This window comes from Trichococcus flocculiformis (genome assembly GCF_963662535.1).
In the GTDB taxonomy this organism is placed as follows: Bacteria; Bacillota; Bacilli; order Lactobacillales; family Aerococcaceae; genus Trichococcus; species Trichococcus flocculiformis.
Map to the genome: position 1 here is coordinate 2,584,253 of NZ_OY759718.1, position 26,381 is coordinate 2,610,633.

Sequence of the window (26,381 nt, forward strand, 5' to 3'; positions counted from 1 at the left end):
TGTTCCTTCTCTTCTTAACGCTTCATGCGAACTTGTCGGCATAGCTGCCCAACACTGAAAGGCTTCGTTTTGGATACCGCTTTTGCGTTTGTCTATCCACTGCAATCAAACCGAACGTCATTGAGTAGCCTTTCTGCCATTCAAAATTGTCCAATAAACTCCAGTGCATATAACCATGCACAGGAATACCATCAGCGATACAATTTTTGACTCCGGCAAGTGCCGTATCAATAAATTGAACGCGACGCTCATCGTCTGCAGTTCCGATTCCATTTTCTGTTACCAGTAATTCTCCTTTAAATGATTCGGCAACTTTACGTATGACATTTTCCAACGCTTCCGGATAATACTCATAATTCATTTGAGTCAATTCAGCATTTTCTGGCGCTTTTTGAATGCCATCCACTCCGATAATCTCCCGCGTATAATTTTGGATCCCCAAGAAATCATCTTTTTCGATGTATGGCGTATAGTGCAAAAATTCTTCCTGCCATTCTTTTTCCACATTTTTAATCGTTTCTGGCGTATCATCAGCAGCTTGCAAATCATGCAGACTGAGAGAAAGACCGACTTTTAGATGAGGACAAACAGCTTTCATGGCATCCCGTGCTGCTTCATGAGCCCGCATAATCAATTCATCCCCAAAAGATGTTCTTTGTGACAAGAAAGTATGTGCATTTTCACCAGTACTCAAGTCAAAGGCCCTCGTAGTCTCATTCATTTGTAGCTCATAGTCCTTCATCACCGGCATATTTATCCCAACTTGTATATTGGATTCCATTTGTTTCGTGATACGCTTAATGATGGCTGCCAGTTGGATTCCCATGTTCGCTTCATTGATTGTGCATACGTACGTGAACAGTTCGCCAAGATTCTCCGCAACGTATTGGCAATAATTCTTAAAATATGCGACAGTATGCTCAGATTCCCAACCGCCTTCAGTAATCAACCACTTTGGACTCGAAAAATGATGCATGGTAACAATCGGCTCGATGCCGTTCTCATGACAACTTTCTAAGACCTTTCGATAATGAGCAATTTCATTCTCGTCGAATTTGCCCATTTCAGGTTCAATACGCGCCCACTCAATTGAAAAACGGTAAGCATTCAGACCTGCTTCCTTCATTAATCGGATATCTTCTTCAAAGCGATTGTAGTGATCACAAGCATCCAGTGAGGGTTCCACAAAAATAGTGTGTTCCATGTTTTCCTGAATCCAAAAATCACTGTGCGTATTATTTCCTTCCACTTGATGTGCAGCTGTTGCCGTTCCCAGTAAAAATGTCATCTAACTCGCTCCTTGTTATTTAAATTTTGTTCTTACAACTTTCACTTCTAATCATCCATCACCTTATGAATACAGAATATCATAATAAAAAAGCGCATTCTTTCTCTTTACAAAGAAATATTATACTATTCAAATATATCAAAAAAAAAAGCCCCGAAGCAACTCCGCTTAATTGAGTCATTTCGGGACCGATTCAGATAATCAAATTTCTTTTATACTTTAAGAAGTCCCTTGGTTCCTGAAGCGATGCATCCACCATCGCAAAGAATATCGATGCCAGTAAGATAGCCAGCTTTCTCATTTGATAAAACTTTAAATAGATAAGCGATTTCTTCCACCCTACCGTAGCGTTTGATTGCACATTTTTCTACAAATCCTTGGCTTAGCTCTCTTTCTGCGTCAGCCATAGGAGTTTCAAAAAGCCCCGGCGAAATCGAGAATACTCTGATTCCTCTTTCAGCAAATTTTTCCGCATGCATTTGAGCGTACCAAATCACAAAATTTTTGGATATGCTGTATGAAACTCCGGATTGATGTTTCTTTGGAAAAAGGGAAACTCTATTCATCATTTTCTTCAAAAATAATTCTGTATTTGTTGTCGATAAAGAATACTTTTTTGAAGGCATGACCATCTTTGGAACGAGATGACCCGACATGGATGAGACGTTGATGATACAGCCATTCTGGATTACTTTTCCGTAAAAAACCTCATTAACGTTGACGGTTCCGACAGCATTGATCCGCATGATTGTTTCCGCAGATCCCATATTTGGCGACAGCCCCGCTGCATGTATAACCACCTTGATATTTCCCATATTTGACGCATATTCAGCTAATCTTTCAACCGCTCTGCGGTCAGAGACATCACAAGGAAATCCTTCTGCTTCTATCCCCTTCATTTTCAAGTCTTCCACCGCTGCTTGCAACTTCTCGATTGTTCGGCCGGTAATCAGAATTTGATACTCGTCACCCAACTCTTTAGCAGCTGCCAGTCCCATGCCGCTGCCTCCGCCAGTTATCACACATATCTCTTTCATCTTGCACCTCTTTACCTTTCTAGTTCACTCGCAATACTTTTCCGATAAGCTTTATTGCCAACTTAGGGCTAACTTTATACAAAACATTCATAAGCTTGGCATCTTTCCCGATAAACATGCGGAACTTATTCTTTTCTACACTTGAAATAATCAGTCTGGCCGCTTCTTTAGGCGTTAAGAGAAATTTAGTGGTTTTTACATTAACATCCTCAACATTGATTCCTAAATCTGAATTTTTCATTATATTAGTTGCTATACCACCAGGGATTACGACAGAGACACCCATATTCGTGCCCGCCATTTCGGCGTAAAGCCCTTCCGTCAAAAGTTTTACAGCCGCTTTGGAAGCGCCATAAATACTTTGACCAGGGACCGGGAAAAAACCTCCCATACTCGAAATATTTGTCAGATGAGCCTCAGGTCGTTTTTTTAGCTCAGGTAAAAAAACTCGAACCATATTCAGAGTCCCATGCAGATTCACATTGATAATTTGATCAATCTTCTCTTTTCCGATTTCATCTACATTAAGAAAAGGCTGAATGATACCAGCATTATTTATGAGAACATCTACTTGACCATGCTCAACCAGGACATCCTGAAGTAAAGCTTCCACTTGTTCAAGCTCAGCGATATCCGTAATATGTATGGACATGTTTTGATTTTTTCCAGAAATTGTAAATGTTTCTCTCAGTCCAATTTCGTCGATATCAACAGCTGCCACCTTTGCTCCTTTGCTTAATAATGTCAGTACCAACTCCCTACCCACACCATTTGCTCCACCAGTTACCACGACTACCTTATTTTTTACTTCCATGAAATCGCCTCTCCTTATCGTATTGCTCTTCTGCTTAATTTTATTATAAGAGCATTGAGATAAAGTTGATATTGTACCTTTGGGAAGTTTTCACATATTTGAAACGATTATTATTTTCTTAACCAGGGCCATCGCAACCGCTTCAGTTCTGGAATTTACGCCTAACTTCCTGTAAATATTTGTCAAATGCGCCTTGACAGTTCGCTCGGTGATGCCCATGTCCATCGCTATTTCTTTGCTCATTTCACCCCTGACGACATGAGTCAAAATCAACCTTTCTCTTTGAGTCAAATCCGTTCCTAAAGAGTGCTCCGGAATGATCTGCTTATGCGCATCCCTTTCAAGCAATTCTGTTATTTCCTTCGGAAAGAATGCTCTATTTTCCAGACTTTTGTTAATAACTTCCAACATTTCCTTTCGCGAAGAATCTTTTATGATGAAGCTTTTTACGCCATAGTCAATTGTTTTCCGAATAACGACTGCATCATCTGACATGGTCAAAACTATTACCGGCACATTACACCCTAGTTTCCTTTTTTCTTCCAAAAATTCTAACCCTCCCATGACAGGCATTTGAATATCCAAAAGAATCAAGTCGTACTGAACGATCTCCAGCATTTCCAACGCTTCTTTCCCATTTTTGGCTTCATCAATATCCGAAAATTCTTCTTCCGCATCAAAAATAAGTCTAAGACCTTCTCTGACAATAGTGTGATCATCTACTAATAAGATTTTAGTGGGTTTCGTTCTCAAAGTTCTCCACCCCTCATAACTTGACAATCAGAGTTATACAGGTTCCGCACTGTTTTTCACTTTCAATGATCAGCTTTCCATTAATTGCTTTTGCTCTTTCTTGCATACCAAGAATCCCATAATGTCCATATATGCTGTGAAAGTGTTGATAGTCAAAACCAATCCCGTTGTCTTCCACACGAATGATTACTTGCTCATACTCCAATGAAACAATAATGTTAACTTGAGTAGCTTTTGCGTGCTTGGTGATATTCGTAAGAATTTCTCTGAATATATATGCGATATTTTTTTCAAATACGATAGAACTATAGCTGTTTCCTGTTTTATTGAGTTTAATTTTAACAGCCGCTTGTCGCCTGAATATTTCTATTTCTCTTTCAATTGCTTCCCCTAGGTCATTTCTGTTTGCGTGATGCAATCGTAACCCTTGAATAATCTCTCTGGACTCTTTCAGTGACTCGCGTGTATGATCTGCAATTTTTTTTGCGATCATTTGACTTTTTTCCATATTGCCGTTTGCAAGATGAATGTCTAAAGCTTCCATTTTCATCAAGATACCTGCCATTCCCTGTAATAAAGTGTCATGAATATCCCTCGCTATTTTTTGTCGCTCACTCTCTCTTGCCATTTCTTCTAATTTGTCATTGGCAGTTTCAAGTTCTACAAGTAACCGTTGCGTTTTTTCAAATGCTCTGACCTGATTTGAATAGAGCTGTCCGTATACTAATATTGAGAATGATATGAGTATTAATAATGAAATTGAATGCAATAGCTCCGTATATCCATTATTAAAGATGATCGTTGCGCAATAGATAAGATAAAAGTAGGAAGCAGAATAGAATGATTTCCGGATATCATTCCATAATTGGATGCTCTGGGCGATGATCATAGGAATCAAGCCCAGATAGGCAGCTTGATAATTTCCCTTAATGACAACAGAAAGTGAAAATATGATTATTCCTTGCAGGAAAAGATATAAGGCTGTCTTTTCTTTGAAAATTTGTTCTCGAAATAAGTACATTACTGCATGCAAAGAAATCAGTAATGAGAAACTAAGTATAGATTTTACATTCCAATTCTGCTCACTTTGAAAGAAAACAGTTGCTGTATAAACCAAGAGAATTCCTCCAATGACAGGAAATTCCATAGAGAGTGCTTCTCTTTTTTTATTTTGTCTAATTATCATAATGACTCCTTCTCTCAAAAATACCTTTATGATAGTCATTCTGAATTGTAATAAAATAGAAAAAAGTTTGGGAGTCCCAAACTTTTTCCTGTGTTTTATACGGCTAAATCAACTTTGTCGTGTCTGCTCCATTTCTTTTTCTGCTTCTCTTTTAGAAATTTCTTCTTTCATGAAAGGGATTTGTTTTTCCAATTTATTGAATCTGATCATGGCTAACAGCAACAGCATAAACATAAAGCCTGGAATCAACGAATTGCCCGCGCGTATAGTATTTAAAACAGCAGAACTTTGATCGGCCAAGGCGCCATCATAACCGATTGCTCCCAGAATGATTCCCATCAAGCCGGCACCTACACCACCGCCTATTTTATTCAAAAAATTTGGCATTGCAGCTACCGTGGCTTCCATGGATTTGCCGCCTTTATAGACGTTGTATACAGCTACGTCCATAGCCATCATATTCAGAAAACTGCTGATTGGGATAATCGGCAGCGCCGTGAAAGCGGCACCAATAATCAACAGAGTTATATTATCTTTTGCAAACCAATTGATGATGTAACCAACAATTGCAAAAAGCGTACATCCAATGATAATTTCTGAAATTGTAAACTTTTTCAATAATGCAGGGACAAGAATCATGACAATAATTCCAAGCAGCGAAGCTATCGACAAAATCCCTAACAACGCAACATTACCCACAATATATTTAAAGTAATATGTTCCCATTCCGAGGTTGGCAACTAATCCTTTCAATAGAAAAATTACAGCCAGGACCCAAACATATCCATTCTCTTTAAGCATTTTCAGCATATCTACTACTTTGACACGCTCTTGATTATCATCATCTACTTGCGGATAAATTTCCTTTACAAAAATAAAACGCATAAAACCTATCAGGGATAATGGAATCGCAAATATCAACAACAAGCGCGTCCATCCAGCGCCATTAATTGCAATACTTGCCATTAACACAGGAAATAGTATAGATACCACAATTCCACCTATAGCGGAAAATATTGCTACCAAACTGGACACTTTACCCATTGCTTGAGTATTGGGAAAAGCACGCATCATATATGGGGTTTCAGAGGCTGCACCCAAAGTCCCGAAAATCGATTGGACAAATATATACATCACAAACACCCATGCTGCTTTGACGGGTAGGCTGAATGATTCCGGCGTGCTGAACAGCAACACCGTAGAAATCCACATACCGATAATCGCAAATTCATAAGGTCTACCTTTTCCGAAACGCGTTTGCGTGTTATCGACAATGTATCCCGCAATGAGATCGGTCACCCCATCAAATATTTTACTGACAAGCAGGATCCCCCCCACCAGGGAAATAGGAAGACCCAGGGTATCCGTACAATAAATGGATAAAAAACTAATAATTGTAAAAACGGAAGCTGTACCTAACGACCGACTTGCCCATGCTAAAGATTTCCCGAGGCCTACTTTTTCTAAATTTGACTCTACTTTCTGCTCAACATTGATCATTGTCAATTCTCCTCACTTTCATCAGGCATTATGCTTTTCCGATTTTGATTAATTCCTTGTTCAAATCTATTACCATATCTTGCGTAACCGATCCTCCTGATTGTTTCGCTAATTCAAGAACGGTCATCCGATCCATTATTTTTTCAATTTCAGGACCAAGTTGTACATTTTTGGCAACATCACCTCTGGCTTCAATAGCCTTTGCCATCATTCTGCCAAGCAAGAGTTTACCTTTGGGATGCTCTTTGATGTCTGCCATCGTATCTTGAACGGAATAGTATCCGGGTATAAATCCGAGGTTTTCATCCTCAAACCAGTTCTGAATCATGGAACTTTCCAGATAATAATCCGGATTAGCATGATCAACTCTGCATACGCTGATTTTTTCTGAGAGCTTGCCAGATCTGGCTTCAAAAATATGTTCTCCCTCAATTTCCGCTTCAAATGTAAAAATATGGGAGCTTGTTTTTTCTTCTAGAAGTACGCCATCTTTATATAGGGCGATTCGATTTAGATTACTGTATACCTTTATCTCTGTTATATCTTCAGTACGGTCCACATAACGACTACTGCAGATATGAAGAAATGGTTCTTTAGACCACCAAGCTTTGTAAATATAATAGGCGTCCTTCTTAATTTTACGGTCAAAGCTTACCAGGCCTTTATGATTCACGCCGTTGTCATCAGCTTCGTCTCTTCCATCAGCGCCAAAGTCAAACATATTCCAAGCATAGGTGGACCACAGATAAGGTCTTTCTGAGAACATTTTCAGCATGTGTTCATGGTAAATGCTCTGATATTGTTCAGAATAATCACCTTTGTGCGGTTTTGCCGCTTGCAGTTTATATACTGCATCAGCGCCATATTCAGATAAACCAATCACTTTTTTTGGATACTTTTCATGGAATTCATCAAAAAAGCGATCATTGTCTTCTAAATCACCGATATACCATCCGTAGTAAAGGTTATACGACATAATATCAGGAATATCAACCAAAGGATGGTCCGTGTCCAACATAAATACATTTGCCATTACCGTTACCCTCGATGGATCCAAACGATGAACCAGATCGTTTAATTCCCTATGATTATCCACTATATCATTCGTTACACCTGCAGCTGTTATTTCATTTGAGAGTGCCCAGCAAATGATTGATGCGTGGTTATAATTTTGAACAATCAACTCGGTCATCTGGGTGATTGTATTCTCTCTGGCCTCAGGAACATGTTCCGAAATATAAGGAATTTCTGCCCAAACAATGATGCCTTTCTCATCACAAAGATCATAAAAATACTGATCGTGTTGGTAGTGCGCCAATCTGATTGAATTCGCTCCCATATCAAGAATGATCGTCATATCCTCATCATGCATCTCTTGCGTTAGGGCATTTCCGACACCTTTACGATCCTGATGCCGCGATACTCCATGCAGAGGGTATGGATTCCCGTTCAAGAAAAATCCTTTTTCTGGATCGAAAGCGTAGCTTCGGCACCCAAATTTTGTTGAGATTTCATCGACACACTCGCCATCAATCATCATTTCTGCTTTAACACTGTATAGATAGGGATCTTCGATGCCATTCCATAAATGAGCCTGAGGAATTGTGAGGATTCCTTCAGCCTGTTTTTCATCAGGAATGATGTCAATCGAACCCACACCTTCTATCGAGAATTTTACATAATCGCATACACCCTTTGTATAAGCTTTGATGTTTACGCTTGCATTTCTGTCTTGAATATCGGGTGTCACCTGAATGCCTGGAGTCCCAAAGTAGTCCATTTCAAAGTGATTTTTTGGAACACCGATCAGATAGACATCTCTATAGATTCCGCCATAAAAGGTGAAATCCGCTTTTTGGGGATAAACTTCTATGTTAGCTGAATTATCCACCAAAACTTCAATCTTATTCTGATTCCCATCTCTTTTGAGAGCATCTGTAATGTTAACCCGGAAAGTCGAGTATCCACCATCATGTTTCCCACAAAGTTTTCCGTTAACTTTTACTTCGGCTGAAGCGTTAACACCTCTGAATTCAAGATATATCTCATCCTCATCCATAAAATTGCTTGGGTAAGGAATCATTTTCGTATATACACAAACACCTCTGTAATAGTCGTTGCCTCCATCTTGTCCGTCCTGCGCGTTCCACGTATGCGGAAGGGTGACTGTCTCTTCCGTATTATCCTTTTTGAATTGCCAATTTTGATTGATACACATCTTTTTTCTCATTATTTACTCCTTTCCCGATGATCGATGAACACGCTAATCTAGCGACAAATACTAAACGGTTTCATTCCCATCCACTTTGATTATTTGACCTTCCGTTATTCCTGATTCATTAAAAGTATCTATTCTTAAATAAACAGGTTCCCCTTTTATTAATGCGCCAATTTTTTGTTTTATTTTTCCGAAGACCATATAACTATGGTATAACTTTTCAGGAGCATTCCCCCAGAGGATGTTCACACCTGTCGCATCATTTTCCCCCCAGCTTACGACTAAATCAAGATCGCTTTCTTTGATGACTTTTATCTCGGTTGCCGGCTCTGGTTTATTCCCGGCACCTGAACCAAAAACTCTCAACCCGGAAACATGTGCGTTCTGTTGGTAAGGGAGTGCATTCACTGTTAATTTTACATATCTGCAACCAAATCCGTTTTCTCTGACAATCAGATCATGTGGTAGATCCGTCAAGGCGTTTGTTTTATCTTCGATCGTAAAATAAGTATCACCATCAAGGGAGCCTTCCAACTTCCAGCAAGTTCGTTGATGGATTTGATCAATGTACCTTTTACTCCCCGTTTCCCCTTGAAGTTCAGCTCCTTCAGGTAAAGGCAAGTGCAGTTGATCATCCGCAAAATTCACTTGAATCGCATGGACATCATAACTTTCGCCCAGATCAATTTCTATCCACTCTCCTGCTTGATTGCTTTCGGCGCTCCACCAAGTACAAACATCTTCATCAACAACTGCTTCCGATTTCCTTCCGGAGGAGGCTCTCACAGATTTTCCGTAGGATAAAAGGAACCATTCTGGTTTCTCCCAAGGTTCTTGTTCCAATCCAATCGGCCAATCTCCAAATCGTTGGTCACAATACAACTCGCCGTCGTCATCAAAGCCCGCTTTCCATAATCCGAGTCTACGTTCAAAAGGATGATTTTTACTGATTTTCATCGTGGAAATATGCCACCACTCATCACGATGATCTTGGATTGTTGATCCGTGGCCTGCCCCTGTAATAAAGCCACCCGGTTTGTATGAAAATGGATTATTTTTCGCTAAACGGAAAGGCCCTAATGGCTGTTCCGCAACATAAACACCGTCTCCGTATACATTATATTGCGTGCCCGGGAAGGCATATTGCAGATAGTAACTTCCTTTGTATTTTGTAACCCACGCACCCTCGATATAGGGAGCATTGCCTGCATATGCAAGCAAGGTTTCTTGCATCGCTTTCGGTAATTGGTCAATATCTGTTACTCCTGGGAAATTGCTAAGCATATTCTTAACGGATGCCGCAATCATCTCCGGCGTTTTTGCTGGGACATGGTCCTCTCCGTTCCGCTCGAATCCCAGCTCTTCAACACGACTGGAAATCAATCCTACTGCTTCTCCGATCGGAATCATTGTTTCAGGACTCACTTCTACTCCGTATAGTGGTGCATTATTGGAACATCCCCAATAAAAATAAATCTTACCATCATCATCTTGAAATAGATGAGGATCCCAAAACGAGAAGGTACCTTTGATTTCTTCAAAGCCATTCTGCATAGGATTCTGCGATCGATAGTAGGGGCAGTTCTTGTCCCTTTTCGAAGCGCAAAAATACAGATAATCATCGATCACCCGAACATCGGGAGCGTAGTCGTATATCGGCATGTCCTCTTTGAAGGCATGGAACTCCCAATCACCCATATCTGAGCTGGTGTAGAATCCCGCTGTCATTGAGGGAAAGAGATAATAGAGTCCTCGGTAATGGACGAGTGAGGGGTCTGCAGCTTCCCTAGAGGCGATTATTTTCCCATCGGTACTGTTCAGTTGGTATTTATAAGGTAAATTTAAGGGATTACAAAAATATTTCATCTGACACCATCCTGTTCTTTCTAGTTGTAGGAGTATACCTTCATTCTTAATAATGTCGGCTTTTCGTAACGCATAATGGCAACTTCATCCCCATTCAGACGTCTGTGTGCTTTCCATACACCATCTTCGTAGCTTCCTTCTTCCAACGAGAGAATTCCGGAATATGGCTTTTCTTTGCTCAGCGAGAACGGATGGATAATACACCCATTTGCTATCAGATAAAATTCATCTTCGGCAATTTTAAGAGCTAAGCAGACTCCGTCCCGTCTCGAAATCATTTGTGATTCCGTCATAACCTTGATACCATATTCGCCGAACAGCATGATGTCGTCATCTTTTCTTTCACAACTGATCGCCTGCAAATCCGTAGTGCCATATTTTGTCAGCAACAGCGGACTCAAATCATCCAATGTCTTCGTGATCCAATGATATTCGTGGACGTCTTGCGGTACTTCAAATAAAGGATCCGCTGTTTCCACTCCGAACAAGTAACTATCGATTGCCGAGAATTCCTCGCCCATCCCCTCGAACCCAAAAGGAGCATAACCAAGAGCATGATAGTGACCTACAACATATAACTGCCTAGGTCCTGCATAAGCATGAGTGACCGTTTCTGGAATGAAGAGTGGATTATTCAATTTGATGTAATCATCGCAAACATCCATAAAGTTAGGCACATAAATGTCTGGAGCGATTACATCAATTTCGGGAGCACAAAATTTCCAAACTTCCATCATCCTTGAAACGGGGCCGCCGCTCGGATACAATCCAGGTTTCTGACCTTTGTCAAGCCAACAATTCACTGCCAAAGGTAAGGCATACTCCTTCTTTCCTTCTGATGCGACTGTATTGATGTAAGTCGCCACATGATAAGCACTGAAGACTTCTTCCGCAACCGCACCGAATACCTCACTCCAATTCCCATCATATGCGCCAAACTTGACTGCTTTCTTCACATCTTCAGCCATGGAATCGGAATTGGACTTCATGAATGCCACAAATTCTTGAGGCACTTCAGATTTGAAGATTTCATCGGCATGATCAGAATTTTCACGCGCTGCACCTTGCAATCCCGGCTCGTTCTCCACTTGCATCATAATTACAGTATTTTCTTCTCCGTCGAAGTCTTTGATGTGCTTCATCAGTTCCTTGAATGCTCGGGCATCGGATTTCTTGGTTTCTTCGCAAAGATAGGATAAGGTTGTGTACGGCATTCCGTAAAAATCCTCCAAATTTGTAAAATTGTGGCCTTTTTTTACTTCAGCTCGTCTAAATCGTGTGACATCCTTTTTTACCCATGATGGCGCATAATAGCATTGTGCATTTTTCCAGGCGCCGAACCATAGGAAAACAATTTTTTTATTGTACTTTCTGGCTTGCTCGATTAATTGATCGACAAGAGTAAAATCAAAAATACCTTCTTCCGGTTCTATGTTTTCCCATGTTACGGGCAACAACAAACTGTTCATTCCCAGACTGATCGCTTTTTCCCAAGCGGCTTCCATACATTCAATCGAGGATGAAGCAGAATTATGTACTTCCCCCGCCAACACCAGGAACGGCTTGTCATGGACACTCAATACTTTCTTTCCATTTATTTCTTTCAAATAAGGCATTCTCATTCTGTTTCCTCCGTCATCACTCTTCTTGCTATTCCAAAATTTCCGGGTGTCGCCACATGCTTACATTTTTTGCGCCAGCTGATAGCGCACCGTCGACCGGGATTGCAGCTCCGTTGATATAGCGAGCCATGTCAGATGCCAAAAACAAGGCTAAGTAGGCACATTCTTCCGGTTGCCCCATTCTTCCGCTTGGGCAATCATTGATGAAAAATTGCCTTGCCTGTTCCGGAGTGCCATCAAAAATCGGTGTTTCTGTATATCCCGGACAGATAGCATTGACCGTCACATTATAAGGTGCATAATCCAAAGCGGCTGATTTGGTCATACCCACGACGCCGAACTTCGTTGCTGTATAAAGTGATTGGCCGCGTTGAGGCATCAAGCCCGCGATCGAAGCAACATTAATGATGAAACCGTTCTCTGCTTTGCTTTTGAAGATTGCCTCTGCTGCATACTTCATACCCGCAAATACGCCTTTTAAGTTCAAATCAAAGATCTTATCGGCGTCTTCAACAGAATATTCATGCAAGGGCGTTCCACCCATGCCAATTCCGGCATCATTCACTATCCCATCCAAACGCCCATAATGCTTGACGGCAAAGGCTACTAAAGCTTTAATCTCTTCACTATTGCTGCAATCTGTTTGACAGAATACTGCTTCACCGCCAGCATTTCTGATTGTTTCCACTGCTTTCGTTCCTTGTTCTGCATTTCGATTTGCACACACAACCTTCATTCCATGTTGAGCGTAACAGGTCGCAATGGCTTGTCCGATTCCTTTACTCGCTCCAGTGACGATGACAACTTTTCCTTTTACACTTGCAAAATCTACCATTTATCCTTATCCCCTTACTCAGAACTTATATTTTAATTGTTTTCGATCTGATAAATATGAATGCCTTTTTCTACTTCATGCTTGCTGCCGTCAGGAAGTTCAATGACTGCCGCAACCGGGGTCTCAAAGCTGAATGTGATTTGATTCCCTTGATATTCCCATGCAGACTTAATGGTTCCTGTCCGGGCTGCAAAGGAACCGGTGACTTTTCCTAACCTTGGATCTGTATATGGTTTCAATTGAATTTTTTTATAACCCGGAAGGAGCGGTTTAATTCCTAAGATATACTGATAGTAAAATTCACCGACACTACCGAAGGCATAATGATTGAAGGAAACCATATTCCCAGCATCACCCACTTTGGTATCGTTGACCGTTCCATCTTCTTTCAGCGCATCCCAACGTTCCCAAATCGTTGTTGCACCATTCAGCACTTGATACATCCAGCCTGGACACGCTTCATCCAATAAAGTATCGAAGGCTAATTTCGTTCGGCCGGATTCGATGAGGAGCGGCAATAAAAACTCGGTTGCAAAGAAACCCGTGTTCAAGCCATTTTTTTCGACGTCCTTAATAAAATTGGCCATCACTTTTTCATAAAGATCTCCTTTGGGTAAAACATAGCGCAAAGCCATGATGTACGCCCCTTGGTAATCACCTTCCACAACACCGTCGCAACTGATATATTTTTCAATATAGGCATTTCTCGTTTTTTCTAATTGTTCCGTGTAGCGTTTTTCGTCTTCAGGCTTCCTTAACTTGCCGGCTAATTTGCTTAAAATTGTCAGATCGTTCACTATGAAAGAGTTGGAGACGGGTCCGTTATTCATAGCCATCCATTGGATATCTTTACCAGGCATCAGCCAATCCCCCAGATTCGCTCCTAACCAAAGATGATTTTCGCCCATTTGACGAATCTCCAATTCTACAAATTTCTTGATGCTGTCGTATTGCCGGATCAAGTGATCCAATGAACCGTACTGCCAGTACAACATATCTGGGATTATCGTGACTGCATTCCCCCAACCTAGCATACTCAGAAAACCGACACCGGCAGGCCCGGAAGCCGGTACTGTGGGAGCAACATAACCTTCTGAATTATCCATCTGACTATAGCGAATATCTTTCAGAAACTTTTCAAAGAAGCGCTCCGTATCGAAGTTGTAGCTGCCAGTCCATGCGTAAGCTTGTCCGTCACCGGTGTATCCCATCCGCTCGTCACGTTGTGGACAGTCGGTTGGAACTTCAACATAATTGGATTTCTGCCCCCAAAGTTGATTTTCATAGAGACGTTCAACTAATTTATTGTCACAACTGAACTTGCCGGTCCGTTCCATGTCGTTATAGAGGGCTTTCGCTTGTATCAAACCTTCGACATAATCAACCCCGCTCAGTTCAACATAGCGGAAACCCATATAAGTAAAGCGTGGCCTATATAATTTTGACGCAGATCCACGTTGATAAATGATTTCCGCTTTGGCGGCCCTCAAATTATCTGTATACAAAGTGGCTCCGTCCAACAGAATCTCACCATGACGAAGCTTTACTATGGCGTTTTCCGGTAAAAGATTGGGATCTATTTCAACTATCCCCGCAAAATTTTGTCCGAAATCCAATATTGTCGCCTGTTCTGTCCGAATGATTTCTTTAACCGGCATCGTCTCCTGCAGGATTACTTTGCTGATTGTTTCTGATAAATGATCCGGGACTTTACCTTCAAAGTTGCTGGCTTTTCCGATTACCTCATCTTTTTCTGCCACATCTGCATCGAATATTTCACCATCGTAGAAGCCGGCATACTGATAAGGCGAACGCAACTCAGTGACACCCTGAATTGACTTGAATGTTTCAATTTCATGATCCACATACTCGATTTCCAGAATCCAGGATACGGCGCTTTGATCCCCATATATCTGCGTTTTATTTTCATGCGTAAAACGCCCCGAATACCAGCCTTGACCTAAATATACTTTCAGTGTATTCTCACCTCTGTGTATCTGATCTGTCACTGTATAAGACTGATAAAATAAGTCTCTCGGATAGTAAGTGTAGCCAGGAGCAAATACCTGATCTCCAACCTTTTCCGAATTCAGTTCCGCTTCATAGATGCCCAAAGCGGTGATATACAAGTTGGCTGAAAGGACCTCTTTTTCAACTACAATTTTCTGCTGAAACAAATTTACCTTTCCCTCTACATATTCCCTATCAGTAGAGCTGATAAAACACTGTTTTAAATCTTCCATACTGCAAACACATCCTTTTCTAAACGTATTTATTCATAAACTCCGCGCTGAGTTGCAGCGACTTGATGGCTGATTTTCCAGCCCAATTTTGATGACTTTCCAAAATAATGGATTCAACACCATAACTCTTGGCAATGTCCACCAGATTTACTAAGTTGATGTTTCCATAACCCAACTCGATGCTGTCCGATTTTAGTATAGAATTTGTGGGACCTTCAATTCTTGTGCCACGATCGTTGATATGATAGAGTTTCATTCGTGACCCCAATTGATGCATCAACCAGGGAACATCGCACCCTGCTTCGGTTGCCCAATAGGAGTCAAACTCAAAATTTACGTAGCGCGGATCTGTCGCTTCGATCAAAAGTTCAAAGGCAGTTTGGCCGGTAGCTAGTCTGCGAAATTCACAATTATGATTGTGATATAAAAGATTCAAGCCTGATTCAGCTATTGTTTCTCCAGCACGATTCAGTTTTTTGGCTAATGCCAGTACTTCACCTTCAACGGAATAATTAAACTTCCGCATACCTGTAATGACGATATTTTTTGTTCCAAATGCTTTTGCTTCTTCGATGATTGGCTGCGGTTTCTTCAATAGTCCATCCAAATATTCATGCAGGCTGACTACTTTCAAATCCATTTCAGACACCAAGCGATGCCAATCCAACGTCCCACTGGATCCTATCGGCATCCCCGCCATTCTGCACAACATCCGCACTCCAAAAGACATTTTATGAATCATAAAGCTATTCAGCTCAATACCTTCGTAACCTGCATCTTTCATAGCCTGCAATGCTTTTTTCGCTTTTGCTTCTGTACCAAGCTCTTGCCGCAACTGAAATTGTTGAACTGCTCTAATTGTCATAATGGTCCCTCTTTTTTCTAGTAAATTCATTGGTTCTTAGTATGAGGACTGAATGATACCCCTTTAGGAAGTATAATTAATCGTGAATAACCCTCAACATGTATTAAAGAATATCACAACAAGAAAGCGCATTCTTGCTATTTTCGGACATTTATTATAAAATCCAATGATAAATATATCTTCGGAGGAAAAAATATGGATTTAGAATTGCTTCTGCATTTTTGTGAATTGGAAGCGGAAACCTATCAGGTACCGTATACCGTTTATGACCACAGTGAAAAAATATACTGTAGTTCACCAATATTAGTAAACATCGATCTACTCACACCTAATTTAACGATTTTCAATAAACTTGAATCCAACGTAAACTATTTCATTACTGAGAATTTTTTGATTTTTGGTTACATAAGAAGCAAATGTGATGACAAATTGCTGTTTATCGGACCAAGTGTTATAGGAGTCATTTCTGATAATGATATCAAGAGGATTATCAGCAGGACCGAATCGAAGATGACGCCAGAACAAAAAAAAGAGTTGCAGGAGTATCTAAGAACCTGTTCCATCATCCCGATGGGAAAATTCCTTAACGCACTCAGTGTAGCAAGCTGTATGCTCAACCAAGAAATCGTATCGACTCAACAACTTTTGACAAAAGGAATTGAGGAAAAAAATATACTGAAAAAAGCACAACAACAACTCATTCATATTAGTGAAGAAGAAATTTACCTTAATGAAATAACTTCCCATCAATCACTTACAAATTATGAAGAGCAAATTTCATACTTAATTAAAACTGGCGCGGTTGATCAACTAAATAAGATGCTGACGGATTTTTCCTACAATTTCGGTAAACTAGGGCCTGATTCTTTAAGGCACTTCAAAAATTCATCCATAATATTAAATTCTCTGGCACTCAGGGCAGCTATTGCCGGCAACCTAAATCCTGGCACGTGTTACAAACTGGGTCGATTCTATGTACAACAACTAGAATTATGCACGAATATAGATAGTTTAAGCACTCTGACGCTTTCGATGGTAAAGGACTACTGTATGCGCGTTAAAAATGAACAAGCTTTTAAAACGGGTGAAGATGTAATCAATAAGAGCATCGATTATATTACGGAAAATTGCCACACTAAAATTACGGTTACGATGATTGCCGAAGAAGTCGGCCTTTCTCCAGAATATCTATCCTCAAAATTCAAAAAAGTCACGGGAATCAATCTTCCCAACTTTATCAATCAAAAAAAAATTCAAGAAGCTCAAAAACTCCTTGCCTTTACCTCTATGTCCCTTTCAGATATTTCTGAATCTTTGGCTTTTTCGAACCAAAGCTATTTTCAGGCAATTTTTAAAAAAGTTACAGGAATAACCCCCTTAGCATACAGAAAAGAAAAAAATTTCTGACAGACTGCACCATTGTTCTTTAATAAAATAGAATAGAAATTTCCTGTCAAAAGCATCTTCCGACAATAATTAAAGTGAAGGAACAATCACCTCCGCAGCTGACTGTTCCTTCTCTTGTTAATGGGGTCTGTTCATTGCGTTAAATGAACAGACCCCATTTTTATTTCGTGCCTAAAATAGATTGGTGTCGGGTATTGTGACGGTTTCGACCGCTGAACAGTCGACAGTTGCGGGATCTCTCGGCTGTTCGCTTTGCAATCGATCCAGATCAACCGACACTTCGACTATCTCTCGACTCTTCACGACACAATCGATCCAGATCAACCGACAGTCGCATGATCTCTCGGCTGTTCGCGACGCAATCGATCCAGATCAACCGACACTTCAGCTATCTCTCGACTGTTCGCTAAGCAATCGATCCAGATCAACCGACATTGCGGCTATCTCTCGGGTTTTCACACCGCAATATGCCGAAGCGCTAGACAAAGGGCCACCTCGAAAATCGAGATGGCCCTTCATGCATGTATTTAACTATTCCACGGTATTCTCATCCATGATTTCGATATTCGTACGCATCAATTCCTCGATCTGTCCGCTTTCTTTCATCTCATCCAAAATGTCGTTCACCGCATCCAGAAAGTCTTTGTTATCTTTCGCGACGGCGATAGCTGACTCGTTTGGCGTACTGGCAACGTCAAAGCCCGCGATCTCAAGACCTTCATTTTGCTCGACATATTGCTTCGCAACCGTTTCGACCATCAGCACAGCATCAACCTTTCCGGTCACCAAGGATAGGATGGCCGTGTTCCATTTCGGTACGGACTGCAGCGCAGCATCCGGGAAGTTTTCCAGCAGGTACGTTTCCTGGATCGTTGCCTTTTGTGTCGCCAGGCTGGCTTTCTTCAGGTCATTTTCCGATTGGATATTTTCCGCATCTTCTGATTTGATCACCAGAGCGTCCTTCTGCGTATAGTAGATGTCCGTGAAATCAACACTCTGTTTTCTTTCATCAGTCGGGTTCATGCCGGCGATGATCATATCGATTTTGCCTGTCGACAACGCCGGAATCAAGCCGTCGAAATCCATGTCTTTGATTTCCAACTCAACGCCCAGTTCATCCGCAATGGCTTGCGCGATATCGATGTCAAAGCCGATGATTTCATCTTTCCCATCTTTTATCAGGTGCCATTCGTATGGGGGATAATCCGCACAAGTTCCGATTACCAGTTTGCCGCTGTCCTTGATTTCCTGCAAGGCGCTGCTTCCAGCCGTCGCAGCGCTGTCCGCTGACTCACTCGTGTTTCCACATGCCGCCAAAGCCAAGACACTCATCGTTCCCAAAACCATTTTCATAAACGTTTTTTTCAATCTTAATTCCTCCATATTCATTCATTTTCTCAAAAAAAAGATGCCCTTTTCAGAGCATCCTTGCACTTTTATTGGTATGTTAATTTTTATTCTGCTGTATTGTCTGTTACGATTTGATCGTTAAGTTGGTATAACTCTTCGATTTTACCGCTTTCTTTCATTTCATTTACGATATTGTTGACTGTTTCCAGGAATTCTCCGCCGTTTTTCGCAACTGCGATAGCTGCTGCATTTGGCGTGCTGTTGATATCAAAGTTGGCAACCATCAAATCATCATTTTGTGCAATGAATTGTTTCGCAACGGTATCCACCATCATGACGGCATCCACTTTTCCTGTCGTCAAGGACATGATTGCTGTGTTCCATTTCGGTACGGATTGGATTTCAGCGTCTGGGAAAGCTTCCAGTAGATACGTTTCTTGAACTGTAGCTTTTTGCGTAGCCAATTTAGCTGTCTTCAAGCTGTCTTCTGAAGTGAACTTATCAGCATCTTCTTTTCTGATCACGACAATGTCTGTTTGCGTATAGTAGACATCCGTGAAATCAACGCTTTGTTTTCTTTCTTCAGTGGCGTTCATTCCAGCGATGATTATATCGATTTTACCGGTCGTCAACGCTGGGATCAGTCCGTCGAAGTCCATATCTTTGACTTCCAACTCAACGCCTAATTCATCAGCGATTGCTTGGGCGATGTCGATGTCGAATCCGATGATTTCATCTTTTCCGTCTTTAATCAGGTGCCACTCGTATGGAGGATAATCCGCAGATGTACCCATTACCAATTTGCCGCTGTCCTTGATTTCCTGCAATTTATCAGTTGTTGTTGTAGCTGCTGAATCTATTGCGGAGCTGTCCGATGTCTCGCTTGTATTTCCGCATGCCGCTAAAGCAAGAATGCTCATTGCACCCAAAGCTAATTTCAATAATCCTTTTTTCATCCTAACCCCTCCAAATATGTTTTTTATTTTATAGGACTTTCGATAAGAAATCCTTTGTCCGCTCACTTTTTGGATGATTGAAAATCTCATCCGGTGTTCCTTGTTCCATCACCTGACCGTCATCCATGAAAAGGATGCGATCGCCTACTTCTTTCGCAAAGCCCATTTCGTGGGTCACGACTACCATCGTCATGCCTTCCATCGCAAGGTCTTTCATTACCTGCAATACTTCGCCGACCATTTCCGGGTCAAGCGCGGATGTCGGTTCATCGAACAGCATCATATCCGGTTCCATCGCCAAAGCGCGCGCGATCGCAATCCGTTGTTTCTGTCCGCCCGACAAGGATTGTGGATAGACATCGGCTTTTTCGGACATGCCCATGCGCGTCAACAGTTTTCTGGCGATCGCTTCGGCTTTATCTTTTGGTACTTTCTTGACTTGTTGCGGTCCGATCATGATGTTGTCCAATACCGTCAGATGCGGAAAAAGATTGAAACCTTGGAAAACCATACCCATTTTGGTGCGGATGGAATCGATGTCCACACCTTTTTTGTTGATTTCCTGGCCTTCGAAGATCACTTTCCCGGATGTCGGTTCTTCCAACAGATTCATGCAACGCAGAAACGTGCTTTTGCCGGATCCGGACGGACCGATGATAACGACCACTTCACCCGAGTTGATTTGTTCATCTATGCCTTTCAGGACTTGTTTGTCCCCGAAAGATTTCGTAAGTTTTTCTGTTTTAATCACTTTGTTTCAACCTCATTTCCAGAATGTCCACTAATTTAGAGACGATTGATGTCATGATGAAGTACATCACGGCAGCGACCACTAGCGGGCCGAATGGCAAGAATGTCGCACCGCGGACCGTATTGGCGGCGAACATCAAGTCGCGTAAGCCCAACACAGAAACGATGGATGTTTCTTTAATCAGCGTCACGAATTCGTTACCCAAAGCAGGAAGGATATTCTTGATGGCTTGTGGATAAATGATTTTTTGCATCGCCATTGATTTGCTCATCCCGATCGAACGGGCGGCTTCCATCTGGCCTTTATCGACTGCTTGGATTCCGGAACGGATGATTTCGGCGATGTAGGCTGCCGAGTTCAATGATACCGCGATGACACCGGACAAGAAGTCAGGCAATTCGATATTGATGACGTACAGGCCGTAATAAATGATGAATAATTGCACCAAAAGTGGTGTGCCCCGCACAATTTGGATGTACCCATTCGCTAATATGCTGAGGAACTTGTTGGGCGACATTTTCATCAATGCCAATCCCGTCCCCAAGATGACGCCCAGTACAATCGCACTGATCGAAAGGCCAATCGTGTAACCCGCGCCTTGGAAATAGATCGGCAGATAGGTCTCAAAGAAAGTCAAATCCATTTGTATATAATCCCCTTTTTTATGTTTTTGCTGGTAGTGCTTTGGGTACTAAAAAACCGCCCCTTGTATTGCTACAAGAGACGGGTCAATGTTTGATTCCGCGGTACCACTCTAGTTGATCTGTTGTAAACAACAAATCCACCTCGATTAAATTAACGCATAAAGTGCGTAAAAGGCTACTCAACGTTCACCTTTTCGTCATCCGAAGTGCGCTTCAATTTGATATTTTACTGCTGGGCTTCCACTCTGTCCCGGCTCGCTGGAGAAAATATTCAAATCTACTCTCTTCATCACTGACTTTGTTCTATTCAGTTGTGGTATGAAAACATAATATAAGATTTGAAAAGAACTGTCAACAAAAAAACTATCATTGGATTTTCATCTGACCCTTTTTTTCTGTGAAAAGACGCGACAACTCGATTCTTTTCTCATTTTTTAGCTACAATTTATGCCTCGTCGACAATCTGCTGCACGCGTCCGACTTGGTCGCCTTCAACCAGCATAACTTTGATGCCGTGCGGATGCTTGGGGCTGTTCGTCAACAGCCGTTTCACATGCCCTCTTGTCAATTTCCCGGTGCGTTGGTCTTTCTTCAAGACGATATCGACCAAAGCTCCGATTTTGATGTTTTTTCTGAGTTTTCCGTCCATAAATTCCTCTTTCTTAAGCAAGCTCTTTGCTCAGTGTGATGATGTGATCGACCGCTTCGTCCAAATAGTGGATCGTGTCCTGCAGCGCCTGATCTGTTTTGATGTCCACGCCTGCCAACGCTGCGGCTTCTGCGGCTTCCAATTTGTCCCCTAGAGCCAGGAATTCCAACCAATCGGCCACCGCGCCCTCTTCTTCTGCTTTGACACGCAGGAAGGCTTGCGTCGCGATCGTCAGGCCGGCTGAATAGGTATAGGAATACAGGCCCATGTAGTAATGGATCTGGCGCATCCATGTCAGCTCGGCTCCGGCGTTGATTTCCACAGCATCACCCCAGAAACGTTTCAGCACGCTGCGTTTGATTTCGCTCAATTTGCCGGCATCGAAGCTCTTGCCCGCGTCGATCAAGTTGTAGACTTCCCTTTGATAGGCCGCCTCCAGCAAGTGCGTGACAAAATTGTGGAAATAAGTGTCGGAAAGCATCTTCGTCAAAGCGAAGCACTGCATGCGCGCATCCGTGCTCTTGCGTGCCAATGATTCCGTCAAAAGCAGTTCATTGAATGTGGATGGGCCTTCGATCAGGTACAACGATGGCTCCGAACCGAGGATGCTGTTGTTTTCGTTCGACAAGATCATCTGTCCGGCATGGCCCAATTCATGGATCAGCGTATAGACGTCCGAAAGTTGGTTCGCCCATGACATCAGGATGTAAGGGTGCGTGCCATATGGGCTGGTGCAGAATCCGCCTGTTGATTTGCCGATGTTCTGCGCAAAATCGATCCAACGCTCCGGATAGGCTTGCATGATTCGGTCGGTATAGTCCTTGCCCAATACGGCTATGGCGTCCTCCACCATCACTTGCGATTCTTCAATCGACACTTGCGGCGAATATTCCGGATCGAGCGCAATCTTCAGGTCGGCGTAGGTCATTTTGTCCAGTCCGCGGATTTCTTTCAGATGGGTGATGTATTTCTGCATGACCGGCGCTAGGTCGTTCATGATTGTGTCGATTTGGCGATCGTACAGGTCGCGCGTCACTTCCTGCCCATAGAGCAGATAGTCGATCACGGAATCGAAACCGCGCATCGTCGCCAGCGTCTTTTCCTTCTGCAGCTGGGTATAATAGGCAGTCGCGACCACGTTCTCGTAATCGCTGAGGACAGCCGAGAATTTGTCGAAAGCGGCACGACGGATTGCCGTATCGTCATGGTACATGTAGTAATCTTCATAGAGCACGAAGCTCAGCGGATATTCCTTTCCGTCGGCCGTAAAAGTGCCGAAGTCCATATCGCCAAGGCGGGCCTGCTCATAGATGGCGCTAGGTGCATCCAAGGTCGGCGCCAACTGGGCCAATGCCTTTTCGACTTCGGGCGCCAGCTGGATGCTTTTGTTTTTCTTGATGTGGCGGATATAGGAAGCGAAACGCGCTTCTTCCGAAACGACCTGATCTAGGACAGCGGCGGCGCAGCCGATCAGTTCCGATTCGAAGAATGTCAGCTGAGCGCTGATGTCCGCCATCGCATTCGCAGTTTGGCGAGACAATTCAACGTTATCCGAATCGGTCAAGTCTGTCGCTTCCGGCATCATCGCATAGTGATCCGCCAATGTCGCGGTTTCGATGAGCCTTTCGTATTCCTTCATTGCAGCAAGGATCGTTTTGGCATCCGTGAGTTTGCCTTCATACGTCGTTGCGAAGGCTGCGGTCGCTGCCTTAAGGCCATTCAAAGCTGCCTCGAAGTCTGCTCTTGTTTTATAGAGTGCAGTCACATCCCAAGTCAATGCCTCAGGGACGTCCGCGCGGTTTTTCAGTTGTTCTTGTGTCATGATTTTGGCTCCTTTAATCGTGCTATTCGACGAATGTCGAATGGAATGCTTCTATTATATCAAAAAAATGCTGCCGGCGTCGGGTATCGAGCTTGCCCTCAACTTTCCTCCGGTGAGTGCCCATCTCATCGGAGGTGGGGTTCCGGTAATCTGCTCTGCTCCTGTGAGCGAATGCTGGCCGGAGCTGGGTGTGAAATCGCAGGCTGTCCTCCGTCGAGCGATGGTTCGTCGGAGGTGCAAACTTGGCGCTCGCCTCAGCTCCGGCGAGGAGGACCCCGCCGGAGAACTGGTGGTGGCGCCCTTTCCTCCGGTGAGTGCCCATCTCATCGGAGGTGGGGTTCCGATAATTTGCTCTGCTCCTGTGAGCGAATGTTGGCCGGAGCTGGACGCAAAATCACAGGATGTCCTCCTTCGAGCGACGGTTCGTCGGAGGTGCAGACTTTGCGCTCGCCTCAGCTCCGGCGAGGAAAGCCCCACCGGGGTTGGACTCGCTCAAAATATCCGGCGCTGCATGAACCTTCCGCGGCCAAGCAAAAGCCCCCGCTAGCGAGGGCTTGATGCCTTCGCCCGCGAAGGCCGCTAATCCGTTCTCTTAGTATGTTGCTTCGATGGCTTGGACCTGGTCGTAAAGGTATTGGTTCGTCGGAGCAGGCAATCCGTATTTTTTTGCTCTTTTCAGTATGGTGCCTGCAAACAACTCGACCTCTGAAGGCCGTTTCGCAATGCCATCCTGTCGCATCGATGGCATTCCCAACGGTGTCAGTCCGTCGATGATCGTCAAATCGTTCTCCAGATCGGTTTCCGTCAGGTTGACACCTTCCTTCTGGGCGATCGGCAAGACTTCGCGCATGGCGGCGATCATCAGGTCGCGGATTGGTCCCTCTTTGTGGATGTCGCGGAAAGTGCCTTCCTTCACCATCAGCACTTGATTCACGCCGACATTCAGCATGAATTTCGCCCACATGCGGTGGAGGATATCCGCTTCAACAACGTGCGGCAAACCTGTTTCTTCGAAGAACGCTGCCACCGCATCCAAACGCGTCTGTTTTTCGGGAGCATCGATGCCGATGCGCAGTTCGCCGATATGGACAGACTTCACATCGTTGCCGGTGCGCAGTGCGTCCATCCCTTGGGCTACGCAGTGGACGATCTTCTCACCGCCAAAAGCCGCGCCGATGACTTCTTCGCTGGAAATGCCGTTCAGGACCGAAATGATCGTCGTATCCGGACCGACTTGGTTGCGGGCTGTTTCGATCGCGTCATCCAATTGGGTTCCTTTTACGGCTAAAATGACAAGGTCTGCAGGTTCCAGACTGGCATCTTTTTCGTCGACGTATTGGAAATCACAGGGCTCCCCGTTGAAGGAAATGCCTTGTTCCTGATAGCGCGCCATCCGCTCTTTGTTGACGACGATGCGCACGCGATCCTTTCCGATGGCTTTCGTGAAATGGTTTCCGTATAGGATTCCTAAAGCGCCCAATCCGATGATGGCTACAGTTTCAATCTTCATTCTCTCACGCCTCTTTCAGAAAAAAATCTTAAAAAAATTTCTCTATTCAGCTGGTTTGTATTTGCGCAGCTGTTCGATCAGATACGGCAAGTCCGTCTCGAATTGGACGCCATAGTGCAGTTCGCGTCCGCTTTTCAACGTGCGCTCGATCACCTTGTTGTTGTAGTGGACGGCCGTTTCGGTGGCTACGGTCAGTGGGAGGTTTTGGAAAAGCAAACCGCCAACCACACTTGTGAACAAGTCTCCTGCGCCGTCATAGTGGCCGGGAAAATGTTTCGCGAAGGTATACTGCGCTTCAGGTTCGTCTTGGCTGATGCAGACGGCCCCTACTTTTTCCATTTCGAGGGAGACCCCCGTCAAGATGACGCTCTTCGGATTCAGCACCCGCAAATCAGCCAATAATTCCGCAACATCGGCTTCCTTATATGGCTTCTTCAACATTTGGCGTTTGGTCAAAAAGCAGGCTTCGGTCACGTTTGGCGTGATCACGGTCGCTTCATTGCAGAGTGCCGCCATTTCATCCACATATTCCAGCGTGAATCCCGGATAGAGCACGCCTTGATCGCCCATCGCCGGATCAAGAATGATGTGGGCATCTTCGGCCGCAAATGTATGAATAATATCGCGTACGATGTTGATTTGCTGGCGCGAACCCAGATAGCCGATCAGGATGCCATCAAACTTGATGCCCAAAGACTGCCAATGCTGCAGGATGCCTCCCATTTCCTGGGTCAGATCCAAAAAGGTATAGTCTTCAAATTCTTTACCCGTATGGGTGGACAACAGTGCTGTCGGCAGGATGCTCACCCAATTGTCCAGACAGCTCACTACAGGCACCGCCACGTTCATCGAAATGCGACAACTGGCGGAAATATCTTGGATAATCAATACCCTCGGTTGACTCAAATGCTTCACCCCTTCACTTTAAAAACTCAATTATTCCCATTCTATCATCTTTTCATTGGATTTTCTGATTTTTCCATCATTTTGGAAATTATTGTGAAAACGATGAGAAAAAGAGTGCAAACTTCTGCATAAGGGCTATAATAAAAAATAATGCTTGGA

General features: G+C 43.3%; 21 protein-coding genes and 1 other annotated feature. Of the genes, 1 reads left to right on the top strand and 20 read right to left on the bottom strand.

The genetic code is table 11. From position 1 onward, the window contains the following. Positions 1–22 precede the first annotated feature (22 nt). The 12 genes from ACKPCD_RS12250 to ACKPCD_RS12305 form a co-directional block, all read right to left on the bottom strand. A complete protein-coding gene (locus ACKPCD_RS12250) occupies positions 23–1,288 on the bottom strand; it encodes a glycoside hydrolase family 1 protein (protein WP_321433381.1) in 1,266 nt (421 codons plus the stop codon). A 212-nt stretch (positions 1,289–1,500) separates the two neighbouring features. Next, entirely contained in the window at positions 1,501–2,325 is an 825-nt protein-coding gene (locus tag ACKPCD_RS12255; RefSeq protein WP_321433382.1) for an SDR family NAD(P)-dependent oxidoreductase, read from the bottom strand. Between the two features lie 19 nt (positions 2,326–2,344). Then, on the bottom strand, positions 2,345–3,139 hold the full coding sequence (locus tag ACKPCD_RS12260; protein WP_321433383.1) for an SDR family NAD(P)-dependent oxidoreductase: 795 nt from the start codon (positions 3,137–3,139) through the stop codon (positions 2,345–2,347). A 90-nt stretch (positions 3,140–3,229) separates the two neighbouring features. After that, positions 3,230–3,892, bottom strand: coding sequence for a response regulator (locus ACKPCD_RS12265; RefSeq protein WP_321433384.1), 663 nt, complete (start codon positions 3,890–3,892; stop codon positions 3,230–3,232). A 13-nt stretch (positions 3,893–3,905) separates the two neighbouring features. Next, complete coding sequence (locus ACKPCD_RS12270) at positions 3,906–5,078, bottom strand: sensor histidine kinase (protein ID WP_321433385.1); 1,173 nt, start codon at positions 5,076–5,078, stop codon at positions 3,906–3,908. A 108-nt stretch (positions 5,079–5,186) separates the two neighbouring features. Continuing rightward, positions 5,187–6,578: an MFS transporter gene (locus ACKPCD_RS12275; RefSeq protein ID WP_321433386.1), complete on the bottom strand. Its 1,392-nt coding sequence runs from the start codon at positions 6,576–6,578 to the stop codon at positions 5,187–5,189. Between the two features lie 28 nt (positions 6,579–6,606). Beyond that, entirely contained in the window at positions 6,607–8,808 is a 2,202-nt protein-coding gene (locus tag ACKPCD_RS12280) for a glycoside hydrolase family 2 protein (RefSeq protein WP_321433387.1), read from the bottom strand. A gap of 51 nt (positions 8,809–8,859) precedes the next feature. Then, on the bottom strand, positions 8,860–10,662 hold the full coding sequence (locus ACKPCD_RS12285; protein ID WP_321433388.1) for a family 43 glycosylhydrolase: 1,803 nt from the start codon (positions 10,660–10,662) through the stop codon (positions 8,860–8,862). 20 nt (positions 10,663–10,682) lie between these two features. Further along, a complete protein-coding gene (locus ACKPCD_RS12290; protein ID WP_321433389.1) occupies positions 10,683–12,284 on the bottom strand; it encodes a GH35 family beta-galactosidase in 1,602 nt (533 codons plus the stop codon). A 28-nt stretch (positions 12,285–12,312) separates the two neighbouring features. Next, the gene (locus tag ACKPCD_RS12295; protein WP_321433390.1) at positions 12,313–13,119 is read right to left on the bottom strand and encodes an SDR family NAD(P)-dependent oxidoreductase; all 807 of its coding nucleotides are present in this window, start codon (positions 13,117–13,119) and stop codon (positions 12,313–12,315) included. A 32-nt stretch (positions 13,120–13,151) separates the two neighbouring features. Further along, positions 13,152–15,296, bottom strand: a complete 2,145-nt coding sequence (locus ACKPCD_RS12300; protein ID WP_321433391.1) for a family 78 glycoside hydrolase catalytic domain — start codon at positions 15,294–15,296, stop codon at positions 13,152–13,154. Positions 15,297–15,381: 85 nt separating this feature from the next. Then, positions 15,382–16,227: a sugar phosphate isomerase/epimerase family protein gene (locus ACKPCD_RS12305; protein ID WP_321433392.1), complete on the bottom strand. Its 846-nt coding sequence runs from the start codon at positions 16,225–16,227 to the stop codon at positions 15,382–15,384. A 195-nt stretch (positions 16,228–16,422) separates the two neighbouring features. On the opposite strand from ACKPCD_RS12305, the gene ACKPCD_RS12310 reads away from it, so the two are divergent. Then, the gene (locus ACKPCD_RS12310; protein ID WP_321433393.1) at positions 16,423–17,634 is read left to right on the top strand and encodes a helix-turn-helix transcriptional regulator; all 1,212 of its coding nucleotides are present in this window, start codon (positions 16,423–16,425) and stop codon (positions 17,632–17,634) included. Positions 17,635–18,165: 531 nt separating this feature from the next. On the opposite strand, the gene ACKPCD_RS12315 is transcribed toward ACKPCD_RS12310, so the two are convergent. The 8 genes from ACKPCD_RS12315 to ACKPCD_RS12350 form a co-directional block, all read right to left on the bottom strand. Beyond that, entirely contained in the window at positions 18,166–19,002 is an 837-nt protein-coding gene (locus ACKPCD_RS12315; protein ID WP_321433394.1) for a transporter substrate-binding domain-containing protein, read from the bottom strand. 86 nt (positions 19,003–19,088) lie between these two features. Continuing rightward, positions 19,089–19,940 (bottom strand): transporter substrate-binding domain-containing protein, encoded by an 852-nt coding sequence (locus ACKPCD_RS12320; RefSeq protein ID WP_321433395.1) that lies wholly within the window; start codon positions 19,938–19,940, stop codon positions 19,089–19,091. 28 nt (positions 19,941–19,968) lie between these two features. After that, positions 19,969–20,691, bottom strand: coding sequence for an amino acid ABC transporter ATP-binding protein (locus ACKPCD_RS12325; RefSeq protein ID WP_068558828.1), 723 nt, complete (start codon positions 20,689–20,691; stop codon positions 19,969–19,971). Next, positions 20,684–21,334, bottom strand: coding sequence for an amino acid ABC transporter permease (locus ACKPCD_RS12330; protein ID WP_068558831.1), 651 nt, complete (start codon positions 21,332–21,334; stop codon positions 20,684–20,686). The genes ACKPCD_RS12325 and ACKPCD_RS12330 overlap by 8 nt, the downstream gene beginning before the upstream one ends. Before the next feature lie 73 nt (positions 21,335–21,407). Continuing rightward, positions 21,408–21,637: a binding site (T-box leader), on the bottom strand. Positions 21,638–21,780: 143 nt separating this feature from the next. Then, entirely contained in the window at positions 21,781–21,984 is a 204-nt protein-coding gene (locus ACKPCD_RS12335) for a YwbE family protein (RefSeq protein ID WP_321433396.1), read from the bottom strand. Between the two features lie 13 nt (positions 21,985–21,997). Continuing rightward, positions 21,998–23,806 (bottom strand): oligoendopeptidase F, encoded by a 1,809-nt coding sequence (gene pepF / locus ACKPCD_RS12340; protein ID WP_321433397.1) that lies wholly within the window; start codon positions 23,804–23,806, stop codon positions 21,998–22,000. 592 nt (positions 23,807–24,398) lie between these two features. Next, positions 24,399–25,316 (bottom strand): ketopantoate reductase family protein, encoded by a 918-nt coding sequence (locus tag ACKPCD_RS12345; protein WP_319216822.1) that lies wholly within the window; start codon positions 25,314–25,316, stop codon positions 24,399–24,401. Positions 25,317–25,358: 42 nt separating this feature from the next. Beyond that, positions 25,359–26,222, bottom strand: a complete 864-nt coding sequence (locus ACKPCD_RS12350) for a pyridoxamine kinase (RefSeq protein WP_086987948.1) — start codon at positions 26,220–26,222, stop codon at positions 25,359–25,361. Positions 26,223–26,381: the final 159 nt, after the last annotated feature.